Annotated in this window: 16 protein-coding genes and 1 tRNA gene; 7 read left to right on the top strand and 10 right to left on the bottom strand. The window is 51.9% G+C overall.

All coding sequences use genetic code 11. From position 1 onward, the window contains the following. Positions 1-197: 197 nt before the first annotated feature. Together AACZ40_RS11795 and AACZ40_RS11790 are read left to right on the top strand one after the other, a co-directional pair. Positions 198-1,574, top strand: coding sequence for a Gfo/Idh/MocA family oxidoreductase (locus AACZ40_RS11795; RefSeq protein WP_291174206.1), 1,377 nt, complete (start codon positions 198-200; stop codon positions 1,572-1,574). 984 nt (positions 1,575-2,558) lie between these two features. Continuing rightward, on the top strand, positions 2,559-3,041 hold the full coding sequence (locus AACZ40_RS11790) for a division/cell wall cluster transcriptional repressor MraZ (RefSeq protein ID WP_291174208.1): 483 nt from the start codon (positions 2,559-2,561) through the stop codon (positions 3,039-3,041). A gap of 103 nt (positions 3,042-3,144) precedes the next feature. Here the strand turns inward: AACZ40_RS11790 and AACZ40_RS11785 are convergent, their stop codons facing one another. The 3 genes from AACZ40_RS11785 to AACZ40_RS11775 are packed head-to-tail and all read right to left on the bottom strand — an operon-like array spanning position 3,145 to position 5,695. After that, on the bottom strand, positions 3,145-3,300 hold the full coding sequence (locus AACZ40_RS11785) for a hypothetical protein (protein ID WP_291174211.1): 156 nt from the start codon (positions 3,298-3,300) through the stop codon (positions 3,145-3,147). A 7-nt stretch (positions 3,301-3,307) separates the two neighbouring features. Beyond that, positions 3,308-4,534 carry an A/G-specific adenine glycosylase gene (gene mutY / locus AACZ40_RS11780; RefSeq protein ID WP_291174213.1) on the bottom strand — a complete coding sequence of 409 codons (1,227 nt, stop codon included), beginning with the start codon at positions 4,532-4,534 and terminating at the stop codon, positions 3,308-3,310. 54 nt (positions 4,535-4,588) lie between these two features. Beyond that, on the bottom strand, positions 4,589-5,695 hold the full coding sequence (locus AACZ40_RS11775; protein WP_291174215.1) for a GTP-binding protein: 1,107 nt from the start codon (positions 5,693-5,695) through the stop codon (positions 4,589-4,591). A gap of 177 nt (positions 5,696-5,872) precedes the next feature. Between AACZ40_RS11775 and AACZ40_RS11770 the strand changes: the two genes are divergently transcribed. Then, positions 5,873-7,048, top strand: a complete 1,176-nt coding sequence (locus tag AACZ40_RS11770; protein WP_291174217.1) for an aminotransferase class V-fold PLP-dependent enzyme — start codon at positions 5,873-5,875, stop codon at positions 7,046-7,048. Between the two features lie 124 nt (positions 7,049-7,172). On the opposite strand, the gene AACZ40_RS11765 is transcribed toward AACZ40_RS11770, so the two are convergent. The 3 genes from AACZ40_RS11765 to AACZ40_RS11755 form a co-directional block, all read right to left on the bottom strand. Next, positions 7,173-7,247 (bottom strand) — tRNA-Glu (locus AACZ40_RS11765). A 182-nt stretch (positions 7,248-7,429) separates the two neighbouring features. After that, positions 7,430-7,663, bottom strand: a complete 234-nt coding sequence (gene csrA, locus AACZ40_RS11760) for a carbon storage regulator CsrA (RefSeq protein WP_291174219.1) — start codon at positions 7,661-7,663, stop codon at positions 7,430-7,432. A gap of 530 nt (positions 7,664-8,193) precedes the next feature. Next, positions 8,194-8,523, bottom strand: a complete 330-nt coding sequence (locus AACZ40_RS11755; protein WP_145227906.1) for an HU family DNA-binding protein — start codon at positions 8,521-8,523, stop codon at positions 8,194-8,196. 423 nt (positions 8,524-8,946) lie between these two features. On the opposite strand from AACZ40_RS11755, the gene AACZ40_RS11750 reads away from it, so the two are divergent. The 3 genes from AACZ40_RS11750 to rsmD all read left to right on the top strand — a co-directional run bounded on the left by AACZ40_RS11750 (position 8,947) and on the right by rsmD (position 11,007). After that, positions 8,947-9,510, top strand: a complete 564-nt coding sequence (locus AACZ40_RS11750) for a response regulator (protein ID WP_291174223.1) — start codon at positions 8,947-8,949, stop codon at positions 9,508-9,510. Positions 9,511-9,711: 201 nt separating this feature from the next. Continuing rightward, positions 9,712-10,290 (top strand): FHA domain-containing protein, encoded by a 579-nt coding sequence (locus AACZ40_RS11745; RefSeq protein WP_291174225.1) that lies wholly within the window; start codon positions 9,712-9,714, stop codon positions 10,288-10,290. A gap of 108 nt (positions 10,291-10,398) precedes the next feature. Continuing rightward, on the top strand, positions 10,399-11,007 hold the full coding sequence (gene rsmD / locus AACZ40_RS11740; RefSeq protein WP_291174227.1) for a 16S rRNA (guanine(966)-N(2))-methyltransferase RsmD: 609 nt from the start codon (positions 10,399-10,401) through the stop codon (positions 11,005-11,007). A 136-nt stretch (positions 11,008-11,143) separates the two neighbouring features. Here the strand turns inward: rsmD and AACZ40_RS11735 are convergent, their stop codons facing one another. The 3 genes from AACZ40_RS11735 to AACZ40_RS11725 all read right to left on the bottom strand — a co-directional run bounded on the left by AACZ40_RS11735 (position 11,144) and on the right by AACZ40_RS11725 (position 16,869). Next, positions 11,144-14,014 carry an MMPL family transporter gene (locus AACZ40_RS11735; RefSeq protein WP_291174229.1) on the bottom strand — a complete coding sequence of 957 codons (2,871 nt, stop codon included), beginning with the start codon at positions 14,012-14,014 and terminating at the stop codon, positions 11,144-11,146. Positions 14,015-14,546: 532 nt separating this feature from the next. Then, the gene (locus tag AACZ40_RS11730; RefSeq protein WP_291174231.1) at positions 14,547-15,347 is read right to left on the bottom strand and encodes an MBL fold metallo-hydrolase; all 801 of its coding nucleotides are present in this window, start codon (positions 15,345-15,347) and stop codon (positions 14,547-14,549) included. Positions 15,348-15,591: 244 nt separating this feature from the next. Then, entirely contained in the window at positions 15,592-16,869 is a 1,278-nt protein-coding gene (locus AACZ40_RS11725) for a hypothetical protein (protein WP_339674504.1), read from the bottom strand. A gap of 357 nt (positions 16,870-17,226) precedes the next feature. Between AACZ40_RS11725 and AACZ40_RS11720 the strand changes: the two genes are divergently transcribed. Beyond that, complete coding sequence (locus AACZ40_RS11720) at positions 17,227-17,976, top strand: rhamnogalacturonan acetylesterase (protein WP_291174234.1); 750 nt, start codon at positions 17,227-17,229, stop codon at positions 17,974-17,976. Between the two features lie 32 nt (positions 17,977-18,008). Here AACZ40_RS11720 and AACZ40_RS11715 read toward each other — a convergent pair whose 3' ends face one another. Beyond that, positions 18,009-18,923: a radical SAM/SPASM domain-containing protein gene (locus tag AACZ40_RS11715; RefSeq protein ID WP_291174236.1), complete on the bottom strand. Its 915-nt coding sequence runs from the start codon at positions 18,921-18,923 to the stop codon at positions 18,009-18,011. Between the last annotated feature and the right edge of the window lie 70 nt (positions 18,924-18,993).

Here is an 18,993-nt window from a genome sequence, read left to right as displayed (position 1 = left end):
CTGCGATCTAGCAGAACAAGTTGCAAGTGCCTCTTTCTCATTGATATAATCAGATATACTCATATGTATTTATCTGATGTTCTTATGCTTCTGTCCACACAGAATATCGATTGTCAACCAGCACTCCTCGTTCAATCGACGTATCAGATAAAATGCCAAATTTGATCTTATTTCATTGAACTGCCAAGGAGCCCAGAATGAGTGAAGCGCCCCAGAATGTCTCATCCCGCCGCGATTTTTTAAAGAATTCCAGCAAACTCGCAGCCGGGGCTTCTGTCTTAGCCGGTACGTCGATCCCCCATGTCTACGCTGCTGATGAAAGTACCATTAAAATTGCCCTCGTCGGATGTGGCGGTCGCGGAACGGGTGCTGCGGCCAACGCACTCTCCACGACCAGTGGTCCGATTAAACTGGTCGCGATGGCCGACGTCTTCGATCACCGTCTCAAGACCAGTTACAAGAGTCTCGAAAAACAATTTGGCGACAAAGTTGATGTCCCCGATGATCAGAAATTTATTGGCTTCGATGGTTACGAGAAAGCAATCAGCTGCCTGGGACCGGGAGACGTCGTACTGCTGGTGACTCCGCCTGCGTTTCGCTGGGTCCAATTCGGGTATGCCATCGAAAAAGGCATCAACGTCTTTATGGAAAAACCCATCACAGTCGACGGACCCAGCACCCGCAAGATGCTTGAGCTTGCCAAAAAATCGGAAGAGAAAAACCTCAAGGTCGGCGTGGGCCTGATGTGTCGGCACTGTAAAGCGCGCCAGGAACTTCACGACCGAATCAAAGACGGTCAGATCGGCGACGTGCTGGAGCTCCGGGCATACCGCATGGCCGGCCCGACCGGTTCCGCAGCAACAGGACCCAAACCGGAAAACATGAGCAGCGAACTGCTCTACCAGATCTCCCGATTTCACGGCTTCCTCTGGGCCAGTGGTGGTGGCTTCAGTGACTTCCTCATTCATAATATCGATGAAAGCTGCTGGATGAAAGATGCCTGGCCCGTCCAGGCTGATGGTTCCGGCGGACGTCACTACCGCGGAGACAGTGTCGATCAGAACTTCGACAGCTACAGCGTCGAATACACATTCGCTGATGGCACGAAGATGTTCCTGCGGGGACGTACGATTCCCGGCTGTCGCCAGAAATTCGCCAGCTTTGCACACGGCACCAAAGGGCTGGCTGTTATCTCGACTTCAGCCCACCACCCTGCAAAATCCCGCATTTACAAAGGCTATAACGAAACCGATGAAAACCTGGTCTGGGCTTACCCACAACCCGAGCCCAATCCCTATCAGCTGGAATGGGAAGATCTGATCAACGCGATCCGCAACGATCAGCCTTACAACGAAGTGCGTCGTGGTGCGGAAGCCAGCCTGGTGACATCAATGGGGCGTATGGCCGCTCACACAGGTCAGATCATCACCTACGATGAAATGCTGAACTGCAAACAGGAGTTTGCTCCTGATGTCGATAAACTGACCATGGAATCACCAGCGCCCGTCATCGCCCGTGCTGATGGTTCTTACCCCGTGCCTCTGCCCGGAATTCTTAAAAACCGTGAATATTAAGATTCACCCGCCCCGTCTCCACGACGAGGCGGCACACTTCGCTTGCCTGGCGGATCCTGAAACATTTTCAGCACCTCCGCCAGGCAGCTGAAGTTTCTATTTCATTTTCATTTCACAGGCTTCTGCACTCTCCCGCTTCAGCGATATCCTCGATCTGTACATCGCATATTCTCTGACAAGTTTCCTGTTTTCATCTGTGTCATACATCCAGCTTGACACACTCACGCTTCTCGCGAGACTACGTCGTCATATGCGTCGCGCGCGTAGCACCGTTTTTCACTCGCTGCGTGCATGAGCACTCGTGGTGAAGGTCAGCCGTCATTCCCGCATGTTTCCCCAGGTCTTCAGCTGACCGTCTGACACCAGTGGCCGATCACCACTCATTTTCAGGTCGGATCAAACCGTTTTCGCACCGCTTTCCTGCCGCTTTCACGCAATTGTCACACCTGTGTTGAATCGAACTGCGACAATCTCGCGCCTGTGAAAAAAACAATCTCCGGAAAGAGAATTCGCCACACCCCTCAGCAGTCACTCTCAATTCTGGAAGTCATCTCAACTGCGTCAAAGTGTCACCCGGAGATTAAACTCATTCTCGCGCGTCCTCTTTCACTGGCTTCAAGAGATGCGAATTATACCCAGCAGAACCCGGCCTGCGCAGCTGAATATCAGCCACTGCCGGCCTTCAATATGCGTACTTTTTTCGTGAGTCTGAGTGGCGCGCATTGATTTCAATCAGCCGATTTTTCCTGAAACAGAATGTGCAGTTGAAATCAGAGCTGAGCAGAAAAATTGACAAAATCGACAGAATTGAACAATCAGTGATTGCCTTTTTGGATTACCAACGGTAAATTCGGTCCTTAGTGGGTTTCCTACCCAATTGATCTTTGATAACTAGTTGATTGTGGGTTATCCGCCCAGTACAATATCGAACACCTTCGGTATCGCTGAGAGCTGATTGACGCATCCCCCTCGGACAGGCTTGTTATGAGCAGTGAAACATTTATCACGGGAGAGACAAAACGAACGGTCGACGACCGCTTTCGTATTTCGCTCCCGGCAGAAATGGCTCAGGCAATCACCGACGAATCAGGGGAAACGATGCTGACCAAGGAACGTGCCGGCTGTCTCAGTCTCTGGAAAGCCGACGACTGGCAGAACAGACAACAGCAGGGTGTGGATCTGATTAAACAGAAAATTCAGTCACACCGCCTGGAGAATCGCTGGGACGAAGTGCAACGCCTGGGACGATTACTGTCGACCAGAAATCGCACCATTCAGTTGGCCAATCGCTCTCGCTGCACGATTCCGGAAGGCTTTCGTGAGTTTCTGGGAGTTCAGCCCAATCAGGATGTCATGATTATCGGCGCAGTGATCTGCGTGGAAATCTGGAACCTGGAAGCCTGGCAAAATCTGCTGGAACAGGACATGCCCGAGTTTGGCACCCTCTTCAAAGATTTATCCGGTTAACGCACAATCAAGTAACAATATCCATTGTTCTACAGCGTCTTTGACTACAGGAGAGGGTTGCGACTCATTCAGTATCCCCATCACATCCGGTAACCCTAAAGGCTTATATTCCATGGAAGGTCTTTTTGGCACGGATGCCGCTTTCTTCTCTTGAGTCAAATGCGTTTTCCCCATTCTCAATCTCAGGCAATTTTGAGAATGGGGATTTTTTTGCGCCTGCCACTTTTTGAATACCCTCCCAAAACAGCGGCACTTTCATCAACAGGCTACATCCGCTCTGCCAGCAGTTTCGCGAACTTCCTGCCCGTCACCGACAGCGGATACGCTTCCAGTTCCTGCACCGACACCCACTGGTACCCTGATTTGCCTGCCTCACTGTTGAGTTGATTCTTCTTTTTTTTCGCTGCCCGCTGTTCCAGCTGCGCCACAAAACAAAGCAGGCGAATCTTATAGCGGGTCACGCTGTGTCTGATTTCTGTGACCAGCTGCTGCAGACTGGCCTCAATATCCGCCTGCTCCTTCAGGTAGGTTTCGAGCCGGGGAATCAATGCGGGAGAAAGCCCCTCCGGGATCTCTAATCCCGCGCTCCGCTCAGCAGGAAATAATTCCTGCTGTCGCTCTGTTTTTTTGCGAATCGCAGCCGGATGCGGACTGCCGTTCATTTCTTCCAGCGTCAACCGTGGGAAATCCCATAAGCCGGCCCAGCGTTCTCCGGGCAATCTCTGTCGAATCATCACCTGATTGCCGGAAAATACGGCAATACTTACATCCGTCAGCGATGTAATTTCCGGCCTCCCTTTTGGGACCGGAATCAGATGTTGCTTCTGACGCAGAAAAGCTTCACAGCCGGAACTCACCGGACAGGCTTCACAGCCAGGGTTCTGCGGCGTACAGACCAGGCTCCCCAGGTCCATCAGCGCCTGGTTAAAATCTCCCGGCGATTTGCGAGGCAGGATCAGCTCTGCAAATTCCCACAGTTGATTCTGTCCCGACTTCGAGCGGGGATCCTCTTCCAGACCGATCAGACGGGAATACAGTCTGAGCGTGTTTGCTTCGACGATCGGCGCCCGCACATCATAGGCAAACGAACAAATGGCTCCCGCGGTATACCGCCCAATTCCCGGCAGCTTCTGCAGCGACTCGACATCGCGGGGAAAGTTGCCCTGCAGTTCACCGGCAATCAGTTTAGCCGTCTTATGAATATTCCGGGCGCGGCTGTAATAACCCAGGCCCTCCCAATGCTGCAGCACTTCACTCTCGTCGGCCGCCGCCAGGGTCTGCACATCGGGGAAGCGAGCCATAAACCGCTTAAAGTACGGAATGACGGCAGCCACCACCGTCTGCTGCAGCATGATCTCACTGATCCAGACGGCGTAAGGATCCCGCTCCCGTCGCCAGGGTAAATCCCGCTGATGTGAAGCGTACCAGGACTGCAACTGTCGACGAAACTTCTGCCGCCGACCGGCATCAAATATCTCACTGAGCTCAGACATGAAATTCCATTAAACGTTGTCGCCACCCTGTTCGCATTTAACGGAAGTCCCTGCCTATTGTGGCGTCGCATACCGATGCGTTGGCACAGGTCTTCCCGGACGAAAACTCTGTGTCTGGCGAAACTCCAGCTTCGCATTCAACGCCTGGGCACAATTCTCCAGCACCCGCGTCACCTGCGTGGTCAACGCTTCGGGATCGCAGGCTACGCGTGCATTCACAATCAGATCGGCTTCCGTCACCGTACAATCAGATGATAACGACAATCGGGGTTCGCTGTCATTACTGACGAGATTGGCAACACCAAAAAATCCTTCCCACAAACCAATGGTTTTCAGATGCGCCGTTTCAACCGACTGTTCTTTAAATGAAGCATGCAGTTGTGTAATGACATCCATCAGCAGCTGATCCAGCGAAAATGATTTCTCTGCCGAAATATGCACGCTGCTGTTCAACCAGCCCAGCTCGGCTTCTCCTTCCGCGTATATGTCATAGTCGATGTCGAGAATTTTGCTCCCGAAGTCGCCATCCTGCTCCAGGAATTCCACTAACGCCTCAAAGCCTTCCCCCGTGAGGGCGGAGGTTCGTAACACGGGTGTTCCCGGAAACTGCTCATTGACCAGCGTTGTGATTTCATCCACCTCTTCAGCCGAGAGTTCATCAACCCGGTTGATCAGAATCAGGTCTGCTTCTTCGAGCTGCTTCTTCAGGATGTATGCGGCCTTGGGTGAGAAGCCGGAGCCTTTGTCGTTCTTCAAAATTTTCAGACCATGGCTGGGTTTCATCAGTACGGCATACGGGTGAATGGAGAAATCGGCATCGAACAGGCGCTTGATCGGTTGAATCACAGTCGCCACCAGGTCCGTACAACTGCCGACAGGCTCTGCCAGGATGACATCCGGCTTCTGTTGCGAACCCAGTTCTTCAATCGTCTCCATCAACGCATTAAAGTGACAACAGAAGCACGCGCCCGCCACTTCTCCTACATGCAGCCCCTGAGACCGCAGTGCGTTGGTATCGACCAGATCAGCCGCCTGATCATTGGTGACTACCCCGACATTCAATCCCTGATCGGTATAATATTTTGCCAGGCGTCCCAATGTTGTGGTTTTTCCTGCTCCTAAAAAACCACCCACCATGATAAATTTGATCTGATGTGACATAATATGACTCACTTGAATATGAATGTGCTTGTGCAAACTGAAGGTTTTACAGACTGAACCGGTCATCAGCCGACCAGACAGGACTACTCTCAGTTTAATCAAACGTTCTTTAGAATAACACTATGTTCTCCACAAATTCCGATTTCGTAACTTATATTTGAATCGGTTCCCGCACCAATGAACAGCCTGTCCTCTGAAAAACCTGCGATTCTCGGCGGAGTTCCCGCTTTCCCGGAAGGCCCGCCCGCCTGGCCTTTCCCTGATAAAGCCATTCATCAGGTACTGCAACAGGCGCAACAGACGGGCGCCTGGGGCCGATACCACGGCCCCTGTTCCGAGCAACTGCAACAGAAGCTGGCCGAACGGCACCAGACCGAACAGGTGATTCTCTGCTCAAGCGGGACAGCTGCCGTGGAACTGGCTTTACGGGGATTGGACATCGGTGCCGGCGATGAAGTCATACTCGCCGCTTATGACTTTGAAGGCAATTTCAAGAATATTTTGACTGTCGGTGCCACCCCTGTACTGATTGATGTCGATCCGCAGAATTTCAATCTTGACCTGAACCTGCTGGAACAGGCGATGACCGATTCCACAGAGGCCATCATCGTTTCCCACCTGCATGGCGGACTGGTATCGATGCAGAGACTCACCCATATCGCCCGGCAACGGGGGATTGCTGTCATTGAAGATGCCTGTCAGGTTCCTGGCGCCCTCATCGAAGGGCAGATCGCGGGCAGTTGGGGAGAGACCGGTATTCTCAGCTTCGGAGGCAGCAAGCTGCTTACAGCGGGGCGTGGCGGGGCAATCCTGACTCGCTCTCCGCAAATTGCTCAACGCATCCGTCTCTATTCGCATCGAGGGAACGAAGCCTATCCGTTGACGGAACTGCAGTCAGGGCTACTGCTCCCCCAACTGGAAACGCTCGATTACCAGAATCAGGTTCGCCAGAAACACGTGGACACGCTTCTCACTCGGCTCGGCAGGAACTCGGGGCTGATCCCCTTCGATAATTGGCAGCTCTCTTCCCAGGCACCCAGCACGCCAGGCTATTACAAGCTGGGCTTCCTGTATCAGCCAGAGCAGTTCCAGGGGCTCTCGCGTGATCTGTTCTGCCAGGCCATGCAGGCCGAAGGAATCGCCATCTATCCGGGCTTCAGAGCCTTACACGCGATCCACAGCCGACGTCGATTCCGACAGACTGACGAACTCAAGGTTGCAACAGCCTGCGATCAGAACATGATCGTGCTGCATCACCCGGTCCTGCTGACCAGTGAAGAAAACATGGTTGCCATCTCAAAGGCCGTATTTCGTATCGCTGAATTTGCAGATGAGATTCTCAGCCTCCGCTGAAAGTGATCCGCCAGAATCTGCTTCCGCGTTTCTGTTCCAGCGCAGTGACCGTCATCAGAAAATGGAAGGCGCGGCGCATAAAAAAAGCAGCGACTATCCAGGATTATAGTCGCTGCAGGGTAAATGACCCCAAGGGGATTTGAACCCCTGTTTTCGGGATGAAAACCCGATGTCCTGGGCCTAACTAGACGATGGGGCCGTCAAGAGATAGTAATCTAAGCTTTCCATCGGATAAGTCAAGCGGACGGCGTTAATAGAATTCAGGATCTCTGAAAAAAACTTCTAATCGCTCTGGCTGGACTGATTTCCGAAGAATATGTGCCGCTAAAAAAAGCCGCGGTGAAGCGGCACGTTAGTATTCATAGATGCACAGACAGACTTTTACTGCAACAGCTCCGACGCGTCATTCTTCCCCTCGGGAACTGACTTGGGTTCTTCCGCTGCAGAATTCTGTTCATTCTGAATGGCGTCATAGACTTCGCTACGGTGAATGGGCACTTCGCGAGGTGCCTCGATCCCCAGGCGGACTTTATCACCGCGTATCTCGACGATCGTAATGACGATGTTCTCGTCAATCACGATTTTCTCATTCTTCTTTCGGGATAAAACTAACATGCCATTGTTCTCTCTCAGGATACATAAAGCATCCTGCGTAAATCCTGACGTGGTGTGAACTGGTAGGCTTTGCACCACTGCAATCGATCAGTGAAAATACTGATGATCTATTAACGTACAGATTTTACATGTCGACATTTAGAGCGTCAAGAGGCTGGCGCAATGCACCAGCGCACTGAAACTGCAAAGTGACTCAAAGAGAATCAACAGATTCGCGTCTGCGATATTACATTGTGAACGCAAGATACATATCAATAAAGACTTACAACAATCCGTGCATCTGGCGTTCCTGTAGAATCGCTCTTGACAAAAAACACCTAAATTTCAAATAAAATTTGCTGAAATTAGGGTTTAAGACCTGTAATCGGACCATACCTGAGAAAAGCCCGGTAAGATCACTACAGCTTCAGACAAGCGAACAGGGCACTGAAACGGGAAAGCAGACTATCGATCAACCTGCCGAGATGCAGCATCCTGAACCAGGAGCTGCATCTGTTGAGGGTTGTATCTCAGCGTAAAGCGAGAGGCGATTAAACCATCTCTTTCAGTGCTTTGAGAGGTCGTACTTTGACGACGTTGCGAGCTGGCTTGGCAGCAACCTGCATCATTTCGCCAGGCTTGAATGGATTGGGGCGTGTGGTTGCTTTGGTAGCAGGTTTGCGCTGAACCTGAATCTTCAGAAGACCGGGCATGTTGAAAACACCAGGACCACGCTTACCCAGATTTTTAGAAATCAGTGCACTTAATTCGTCCAGGACTGCAGTCACTTCTTTCTTGGTGAGTCCAGAACCTTCAGCCAGTGCATTAAGGATCTCTGTTTTGGTAAGTGGCTTATCTTTAGTCGTAGCCTTTGCTGCCATCGTGAACTCCTGATACTGGAAATTTGAAAATGAAAGAAGTGGATTCCCACCTCGTCATAATGAGTTGCCAATTTGTTTTCAGGCCTGGATTCAAGAGCAAACTCTCTCCAGGCCAAGCGTAAGTAAAGTAATCTTAATTCCAAAAGTCAATGTATTTGCCCTGTTTTTCAGGACTTTTTGCTATTTCGTTCGAAAAAAAAACTTTTGCCGTGCTAAATAATTGCTGCTATGGGATAATAAACAGAACGCTTTTATTACAAGATCATTGAATTTCATTACGGACTTCTATTGACGAATTACAACTGACTAACTCAACGCATTTGATACCAGGGCAGTCTCTGCAAACTTAAATCTCTGCAGATTATTCCATATCGCAAACCCGCCCGATGGAATCGGGGACACTGAATTGGAGAGTCTCCTACAATGGCTATCAATGAAATTCACTCGGAACTGACATCCTCGATTGTCAATCATATCCTCGTTGTTGAAGACGAACAGGATACCGCTTTTTTCCTCAAAACCCTGCTGGAAGAACATGCTTATCATGTCACTGTCGCCAAAGATGGCGGACAGGCCCACTCCTCCTTCGGCATGCACAAACCGGATTTTGTAATCCTGGATCTGATCATGCCCCAGGAAAGCGGGTTTGAAATCTGCGAGCGCATGAAGCAGAAAGAAAACGAAGTTCCCATCCTGATCCTGACCGCGATCGACTCACCGGAATCACGCCAGCTGGCAAATCGCGTGGGGGCAGACGGCTATCTGGTCAAGCCGTTTGACACGGAGGAACTGCTCGAACTGATCAAAGAAATTTCGGACGATGTCTGGAAGCATGCACACAGCGAAACCACTTCGAGTGCAGCCGATAAACACATTCACTTTTTCTGCTCCTGCGGAAAAAGAATCAAGGTCAAAGTGAAACATCGTGGTCGCACTCTGACTTGTCCAACCTGTAGAGAAGCACTTGTTGTCCCCCTGCATGATTAAGCATAAAACCCTGTTTTTCAGGAGCGGAAGCCGTTTCTGCTGCTGACAGGCAGTTCTCATTTTCTGTTTTTTATCAGAAGCGATCCATGAAAACTGTTACCGTCGGATCAGATCACACCCGCCGTTCAGACAGGCACGAACGCCGGGCGTGAGTCAGGATTTCCGCGCCGATTTCACATCATTACTTAAAGGGCACTAAGTATGACCAGGTTCATTATCCAGTCGGGAAAGTACAAGGGGAAAACCCTGAAGCTGCCAGAAAGAAACATCACCATCGGGAGAGAACTCGACTGTGATGTCCGCGTGACAGACCCTGATGTCAGCCGCCGGCATTGTGAACTCCACATCCGTGAGGGACAGCTCTTTGTCGTCGACTTGAACAGCCAGAATGGTACTTTCATCAACGGCAAGCCCGTACAGACGGAAAGCCCGCTTCACCCCGGTGACCAGTTACGGGTCGGCCCGATGCTGTTTGAACTGGCAGGTGCACGTAAAGCAATTGCCAAACCGACTAATCTCAACACTGATAAATCAGCCCCCCTGTCGGATGATGAAATCTCAACCTGGCTTTCCGAAGAAGCTGAAGAAACAGAAACCTCATCCGGTGATACAACCATAATTCACGCTTCACAGTTGCCTCCCCCCGAAACGGCAGCGGCAAAACCGGCTGTCACTGCTAACCTGAAAAAAAACAAATTCCACTCCGTGGCCGAAGAAGCTGCCGAGATTATCAGAAAACACCGGGAACGGATCGTCCGGGAGCAGCAGGAACAGCAATGATCCTTCTCATTCCTGATCACCCTCTATACAATCGCCTGAGATAAGCAAATTAATTACTCGTGTGCACCCGAATCTGGTACACACACGTTCTATTGAAATGGCATTGAAGTGCGAATAATTGCAGGCAAATATCGTCGTCGGAAACTGCATTCGAACCCCGGACAGACCACCCGCCCCATTACCGACTTTGTCAAAGAGGTCCTCTTTGAATGGCTGGGGGACACCGTGAAAGACAAACGTGTGGCCGATATCTATGCAGGGACAGGCTCACTCGGGCTGGAAGCTCTCAGCAGAGGGGCCGCTACGGTGGTCTTCATCGAACAGGACCACAAAGCACACGAACTGCTCAGACGCAATGTGGAGAGCATCGGCGCGGAAGAGACGACGCTCTGCTGGAAAACCAATGCATTACTCTCCTCCTTTCGGCCCAAAAATGTGCCCGATTTTGTGCCTTTCAGCCTGATCTTTTTAGATCCGCCTTACAAAATGATTGATGACCTCAAACCAGGCTCGCGTCTATATATTTCCATGGAACGCCTGGCCAAGGAAAAGGTCTCCTCCGCAGATTGTCATCTACTGCTCCGCACGCCCCGGGACGCCGAGTTCGTATGTCCTCCCGTCTGGGAACGCTACGAACTGCTGCAGAAGTCCAGCATGGATATCCACTTCATGAAAAAACGGGGAATCGGATCATCCGAGGAACTGCCCGCTCAGTAAGGCTGAAGCACGTCACAATGAAGCACCGCCTCCACGCACGGACAGACGCGGTCCGAATGCCCAGGAGACGTGGTGTAAATCGGGAACACAGACGGAATCAACGCGGTACGTCACATGATGACCGCAGAGAAAATTCTCAGGTTTCCAGGGATCGTTCCGACTGTGATCGCTTGACCGCATGCGACAGATGAGGCTTGGTCTCTTTCCCATCCTGCAGCACGGGCGCATTCTCTGCCTGTTCCCGTTCTTTCTTGAGTGAGGAGACAATCAGTGACCCGAGAGGCCCTGCCAGCAATGCCGGGAGAAAAATGATGTCTGCCAGCAAGGCTGCAACGATCAATGCACACATCAGAACGCCGAAGCGACTGACCAGCAGCAGTTCAGCCGGATACAGCATCGCCAGGCTGATGCCCACCGCGGCGCTGGTCTGCCACATCGCAGGCCCACAATGGCCGAGGGCGGCAGCGACGGCTTCGCCTTTCGTTTTCCCCTCCTGAATACCGATCTTGAACCACGTCAACAGGTGCAGTGTTCCATCCACCGCGATTCCCAATGCGACCGAAGCGGTAATCATCGTCCCGATGTCCACAGAGATCCGCATCCAGGATAAGAGTCCGAAGACCACACCAATCGGCATCAGGTTCGGCAACATGGTAATCAGGCCGCCCAGCGTGCTGCGCAGCAGGATCATCATCACAACCGCAATAACGGCAAACGCCAGGCCGAAGCTTTTGATCAGGCTTTCCAGAACCGCCTGTTGTGTTCTTAAAAACAGCGGGATTGTGCCCGTCACCAGATGCGTGGTCCCGGCGTGATCGCGCAGGACCGATTGTGTGGCCTGATTCAGATCGCGAGTCAGATCTGCGTAATCCAGGTCGGTCATAATCGCCACCTGGGCGGTGATGCGCCAGAGTTCATCCCCTTTTTCCACGACGACAGAACGCGTGCCGTGATCGGTTTCCTGTTCCATCTCCACCGTGTTATCTGCGATAAACAGAAACGATTTGACGGTTCCGTCCTGCAGTGACTCCTTCACACGCCGTTCTGTTTCATTGACGCGTTTCGCATTCCGCAGTTTCTGGAAGGTACTGGCATCTGGTGGCAGCGGCTCGGAAACAGGACGAAAATCGGCCAGGGAGATTGAGCCACTGATTTCAGGATGCTCAGCAATTTTGTGTTCGATCTGGCGGACAAGTTCCACCCGTTCGACGAAGTTCATTTTTTTCTGGGCCGCTTCATCGAAGCAGATCACCGTATCAACGGGCGTAATCCCCGAAAGGTTTTCTTCCAGGAACAGGTAATCCTGAATGACGCGGGACGAATCCGGGAAGTAGCGGATCACTTTCGTTTCGGTTCGAAACCATTTGAAGCCGTAACAGGAAACCACAAAAATGATCAGGCAGCTCACCGAAACCAGCATTTGATGATGGGACAGTATCTCTCCAAACTTATGCCAGTGCCTGACGTCAATCTCAGAGGCTTTCGGAGGCTTGGCGGGCCATAACTGCAGCAGGGCAGGCAAACCATACAGCACCATCAGCAGTGAGATCACACAGCCAATCGATGCATACAGTCCAAAATCACGCACGGGCGACAAAGGACTGGTCATCAGCGAAGCCAGGCCAATCGCCGTGGTCAGGCTGGCCATCACACAGGGGGCTCTTGCCATTTCTACTGCCTTGGTGACAGCGGTTTTCATATCGACGTGTGCCGCGTGCTTCCAGTAATTCGCCACATGAATCGAGCCCGAGAGCGTCAGCACCGTCAACAGGGTCGGCATAACGACCAGCACCATATTCATGGTGCCCCCCGTCAAAGGCACAACCGACACAGCGACAAAGGTGGTATAGTAGGAGACCAGCAGAACCAGACAGGCCAGACGCACGCTTTTCAGCATCAGGAATGCCAGCAGGATTCCGATCAGACCGGAAAACAAAGTGACCGAACGTCGATGGAACTGCCAGATGGGATACGCAGTATTCCAGGATGACTCTTTTACCATCTCGTTCAACGCAGCCCCGGCAACAGGTCGGCCCCCCAGGTGCAGGTTTTCTTCCGGGATTCCGGCTTCGACAGCAGCCATCTTCACAGCAGCCACGGCGGCAGCATGATCGGCATCACCCGTATCGGACAGTTCGACGGCGATGGCAATCGGAGTTCCGACCGCGAAAAAACAGTCTTTGATCAGTGTCGGCTCGGACTCGGGGGTGTCGTTCCCTTCCTGTTTCTCGGCGACTGAAGTTCCCGGCACGATCTCCGGTCGCTTCAGGGACAACGCCAGTTGTTTGATCTGCCTGGTCAGTTCAGCACCAGGCTGCATCCGCGGCCAGATCAGTTGAAAATCATGTGTCGGGATCGCCGCCACCAGGGCTTCAAAATCCACCTGGTCTGCGTCGTCTTCTGATACCGCATCAGCGGGTTCCCTACCCTGGGTTTCATCAACAATTTCCACCCACTCTTTGAAAGCAGGTTTGACAGTCAGTTCCACCCCCAGTTCCTGCTTTGCCTTGGAAACCAGCTCCTGGATGGTCTGTTCCTGTCGTTTACGGCCGGCATCGGTTAACTGCACCTTCAGCATGCCTGTGCCAACCAGAACCCCCTTCAGACGCTCCTGCGCCTCTTCGGGCTCAATATGGTAATCCACCATTCTCTGAATGGCATCCTGGGGCGTAAACACTTCCTTGATATAAGGCGAGCCACCACGGCGCACGCCTTCTGCATCAGGAGTGCCCATCAACGCCAGTTTCAAACGCTCCGCGCGTAGATCGGACAGCGAACTGCCATCCCAGGAAAGCAACAGGCGATCTTCGATACCGAAACTGTGGCGATGCCACGACAGAACTTTGGACTGGGGATCGTCCGGGGGCAGCCAGTTCTCGACATTATTTTCCTGCCGGATCTCACGCAGTACTCCAAAGAGGAGCGGAGTGACGAAGACCATCAAAACGACTACCCACAATGACAGACTATGTCCCCATGGATCGCGCTTTTCAAAAAACGAAGCCATTAATTAATCCAATAGCCACAGAGGCTTTATCTAATCTATGAATTTCAGCCCAGAAAGGCGGGAATCAAAATTCAAATAGAATATTGTTTGATTCAAAACTGCATTCCCATTGCACCCGACTTGAATGTGTTTCCGGAAATCGCCGGCACTTTTTCAAATCAGATTTCCTGAATTGTCACGGTTTCGCTAAATGAATCAATCTCGAAAGCACAAAAAAATGGAATTGCCCGCTTCGAATGCTGTAGCGTAATCGCTTTTTACGATCGCTCCATCCTGGTATTCTTCGTCGCCGTATCGGGTTGAACTTGTCGTATCACAGACAACATTTGTAATTGTGATAAAGATCATGCGCATGATAGCAGTTTTAAGGATTATAGCAGCAGGAATTTCTCTGTCCGCCCCCTGATCTTACCCAAAATATCTAAAAAAAGCGGCTCGAAGGCCGCTTTTGATATCAGGTACAACAAATTGTCATAGTAATACTGCCGGAACAACCTTTCGAAATGGACAAAATGGCACATCTGTCTGGCGGTTATTCTGCGGTATTGGGGTCGAATCCCTTCAGAAGTTCTTCGTCCCATTCATCCTGTAAAGGCCAGTCGACAGCACAGGTCCCGAAGTCGGCCATATGCAGATACGTATTCAAGCGATCAATGGTTGACTGCAGCAGTTCTTTTCTGTTCTGAAAAATCGGTCCATGGCTGGGCAGCAGCCACCTGGCATCGCAATCGCGAATGCGTTCCAGCGACTTGATGAAGTCAGGAATATCCGATCCATGATGCGCGTCGATGTGGCCCACACACCCGTCACGGTAGATGTTATCTCCGGAAAACAGCAGCTCGCCGAATCGGAATGCCAGCTGACCATCGGTGTGACCGGGAGTGTGCCAGACTTCCAACTTCACATCATCACCCAGGTCGATCACATCGCCTTCGTTCACTTCCAGATCGATTTTACACGCGGGCATATCGATGGAAATTCCCTGCGCACTGATCTCTGCATAAGTACTGATACGATCCCCGACTTCCAGCAGCCGGGCCGCACTGGGATGTGCCACCACCTGGGCTGAGGGCAGCAATTCTTTTGCGCGGCTCAATCCCTGGATATGGTCGACGTCAGCATGTGTGGCAATCAGATATTTGCAGTTGGCCAGCGGAAAATCCATCTGGCGGATCATCTCGATGATTTCACCAACCGTGTCCTCATAGCCGATGTCAATCAGCAGCCATTCGTTCTGGTCGTTGAAAACGAGATAAACACAACATCCCAAACGCTGTCTGGCCTGATAGTTGATTTCAATAACGTGTGGAAATACTTCGCGGCGGGGTAACATACCCGTAAGCTCCTCGTGGTCTAAGCGCAGATACTGGTTTCATCGATCCAGACAGGAAATGACTGGTTGAGAGATCTCGAGTGGGAAAGCATGCTCAAACGTGAAGTGTTTCAAGAAGACTGCCCCCCTGTCGAATCTCGCTACGCAGGTCATTCTATGCAGGCTTATACACTGAAACAACCATTATCAAAGCAGATGTGGCCGTATTCACACCGATTTTTCAAGAAACGATGCCCCGCCGCGCTCAACCACCAGTCTGACCGGTCTCCGACTCTTCAGGCTTCCAGTAGGCAGGCAGACCCTGTTTCGTCTCAAGCAGGATTTCCCGAATCGCCCGTCGATCTGCCTCACTTAAATGGGCATATTCACTGCTTTGATCCTTGCCGGAGAGAATTTCCCACAGCCGACGATACACCACATCCAGTACCGGTCGTGGCAGTTGTTCGAACGATTCGGAATAGATCAGGTAACTGCAGGGATACTGAAACAGCCGGCGTTTCAGATCAAAATCCCGCAATGATCGCCCCTGACTGTCCCTGGGACCGAGTTGGGTAAACTCCGATTCAAATCGGGACGTGCCCTGAATCTGACCTTTCAGCTGCAGTTCGTCAACAAACAGCATGTAGTCCACAAGTCGATTCGCGGCACTCTCATAACGACGTTTTGTACTGTCACTCTGAAAAGTCGCTTCACGTTCCAGCATCCGGTTCATCACCGTCGCATCCCGTTCGGTAATCCGACCTTCAATCTGTGCGCGGGTAATCAGGTTATGCATCTTTGTCTGATGTTCCAGCACCATCAATGACACAATATCACTGTGAGGCGTCAGGTACGCGCTGGTGTCAAACCACTTTTCCAGGTCAACTGCATTCGCCCCGGGTTCCCGATTCAGATTACGTGCGCTGTCCCCCTGGCGGAAAATCAGATTTCCCATGTGACGCATCTCACCATGTGTGCCCGTCACATACCAGCCGCCCCACCGCTCGGAAAAGGGACTGGAATGATCGCTGCGAAACGTCCCTTCCCGAAATACAGGCATCCCGTCCGGCCCGGGATAAACCGAGCGCATGATGTGCCCGGGCACTCCCTGTGTCATCGACGAAGCATGGCACTGGGTACATTCAAATGTCTTGCGTACAAACGCAGGATGCGATGTCTGCGACTGGGACATGGTATAAAACACGGTCCCCAGCTTCGGATCACTGGCAGAAACTTCCAGCACGGATCCGCCTCGAACATACCCCACATACAGATCATCATTAAAATACAGGGCGCGCGGCGACTGCGGATCGATATGCTTGACCTGCAGGCTCGTCTTGGAGAATACCAGCGTCTGTGAAGACACCGGAATCTTCAACGCTTCCAGTACGGCAGGCAAATAACCGGCCCGGTTCTTTCGCTGGTATTCCAGCTCGATCTCACCTGCATCCAGCCGCTTCTGAAATCGGGAAATCAGGTTGTCGGGCTCTGCCTTGTTGTAGTTGATCGGTGCTTCTTCAAAACTGAGCTGGGCTGAACCCATCGAAGGCATAAGCAGGAAACACAACAACAGGCCCAAGGCAAAACCGGATTTTTGCCAGCTTCGGGAGTTACCGTTTATTTCTTCACAATGATCCATCGGCATGCTAATCTATTGACCAGAAGGCAGGAGCCTGTCATTGCTGCGGAAGACCAGTCAGCATGAACAGACTTGAAAAAGGGAGGCACAGAATCCATATCGGACATTTATGTCCATTTTAGTGACTACTTCAGAGCTGTCAACTCTCATTTCCATCAGAATAACCCACTGGAGACCAGGAAGCTACCGGAGTCCGTCGATTCCAGCAAAATCCCTCCTTGAGCCACAACGCACATCCCGGACGAACAGGAAACGAATTTCATGCCCCAATCCCTTTGCCGCATTCAACTTACTCTGACAATTATTTTCCTGACCGGGCTGCTGGCTTGCCCCGTGTCCGCGTCTGCAGCGCCGCCGATTCGCATCCAGATGATCGGCGACTCCACCATGGCCACGTACAAGAATCCTCCCAAAGACCGACCGGACATGACGGGTTGGGGCCAGATCTTTGGTGAATACTTTACCGACGAGGTCATCATCCTGAACCGCGCCGCTTCCGGTCGCAGCTCCAGCAGTTTCATCCGGGAAGGACGCTGGAAAAAAGCGCTCAAGGAAAAACCGGATTACCTCTTCATTCAGTTTGGCCACAATGACTGCCCGGGAAAAGGGGACCGCGAAACCGATCCCGCCACCACCTATCAGCAGTACCTGAAACAGTACATTGATGAAGCACGGGCCGCGAATATCAAACCGATCCTCGTCACCCCCATGACGCGCAGGCGCTTTGAAAACGGACAGATCGTAACTATCCTCCGACCTTATGCAGACGCCATGCTCAAAGTCGGCAAAGAGCAGAACGTTCCCGTCATCGACCTGCACCAGAAAAGCGTCGCCCTGTTTAACCAGCTGGGAGATGCAGGCAGCAATGACTTCAGCCCCAGCAAATCCGATCGCACTCACTTCTCACGGATAGGGGCTCTCGAAATCGCCCGGCTGGTCGCAGAAGAAATTCCCGCCACGGTTCCCGAGTTGAAGCCTTATCTGAAACAACCCACGCCCAAAAAAGATTGAGGCGTGAACCGGGCTCTGCTTCAGCAGCGATCTCACATGAAAGTGCATTTATCGCAGGGGGACACACTCAGCCGCGATACGGTAGCTTCTCTCAGTTTTCGATACTCGGGAGAGTTGTAAATTTCCAGCACATGCTGATCGTTCACATTGCCAATAGGATACTCAGCCTGTCCGTCGGCACAGCAATGCGCGACTTCACCTGTCGCGGTAATCGACAGCTCGAACCAGCGTTCACACCCCATGTTGGGGACTTCATTGACGGTCAGACCTTCAACCTGTCCTGTCCACGCCATCCGGGGGAATACACTCGATTTGAACAGCGGATAGTTGATTCCACACCACTCGACAAATTCCTGGTCTGCCTGGGTCCCATCTCCCACACGCGAGAGAACCACGGAAAAATAAACATCCCCGTCGGCAAACGTATCATGGATCATCTCCAGTCGCTGGATGGTCCGCTGATAATTCAACCCCATCACCCGCTCGTATTCCTGTTCCCGATGATCGTTAAATGAGATCCACAGATAGCCAATGTTTTTGATCTCCTGCAGCGCTTCCAGCTTGCCCTCCGTGATCGCCGATGCATTCGATGTCAGCGCAATTTTGGCTTGAGGCAGTAACCGGTTGATTTTTTCCAGGGTGTCGAACAGACGCGTATCCAGAAACGGTTCACTGACTTTGAACGGCGAAATCTGAAAGTTCATTTCCGGCGGAATCTCGGTCAGCTCGTTCAACACCTTGTCAATGAGTTCATCACTCATCTTTGTATGCTTGCGATTCAGATTGGGATACGGGCAGAAGTTGCAGCTCGCGTTACACCGCGCCAACGTCTCCAGGTGCACGTGACGGGGATAGTCCAGATAATGAGAATGACGCATCCGGGCGATCCCGGCATCATACTCGGCGCGCTGTTGGCTGTAATGATAAGGGCTGAGAATTTCCAGCATTTCGATGACTCTTCCTTGAATCCGGGATTTGCGAATAACCCTGCTGCGCAAGCATCGCAGGCAGCCTGAG

Origin of the sequence: uncultured Gimesia sp. (assembly GCF_963972345.1) — a bacterium.
Taxonomy (GTDB): domain Bacteria; phylum Planctomycetota; class Planctomycetia; order Planctomycetales; family Planctomycetaceae; genus Gimesia.
This window is presented reverse-complemented; position numbering and strand designations above follow the sequence as displayed.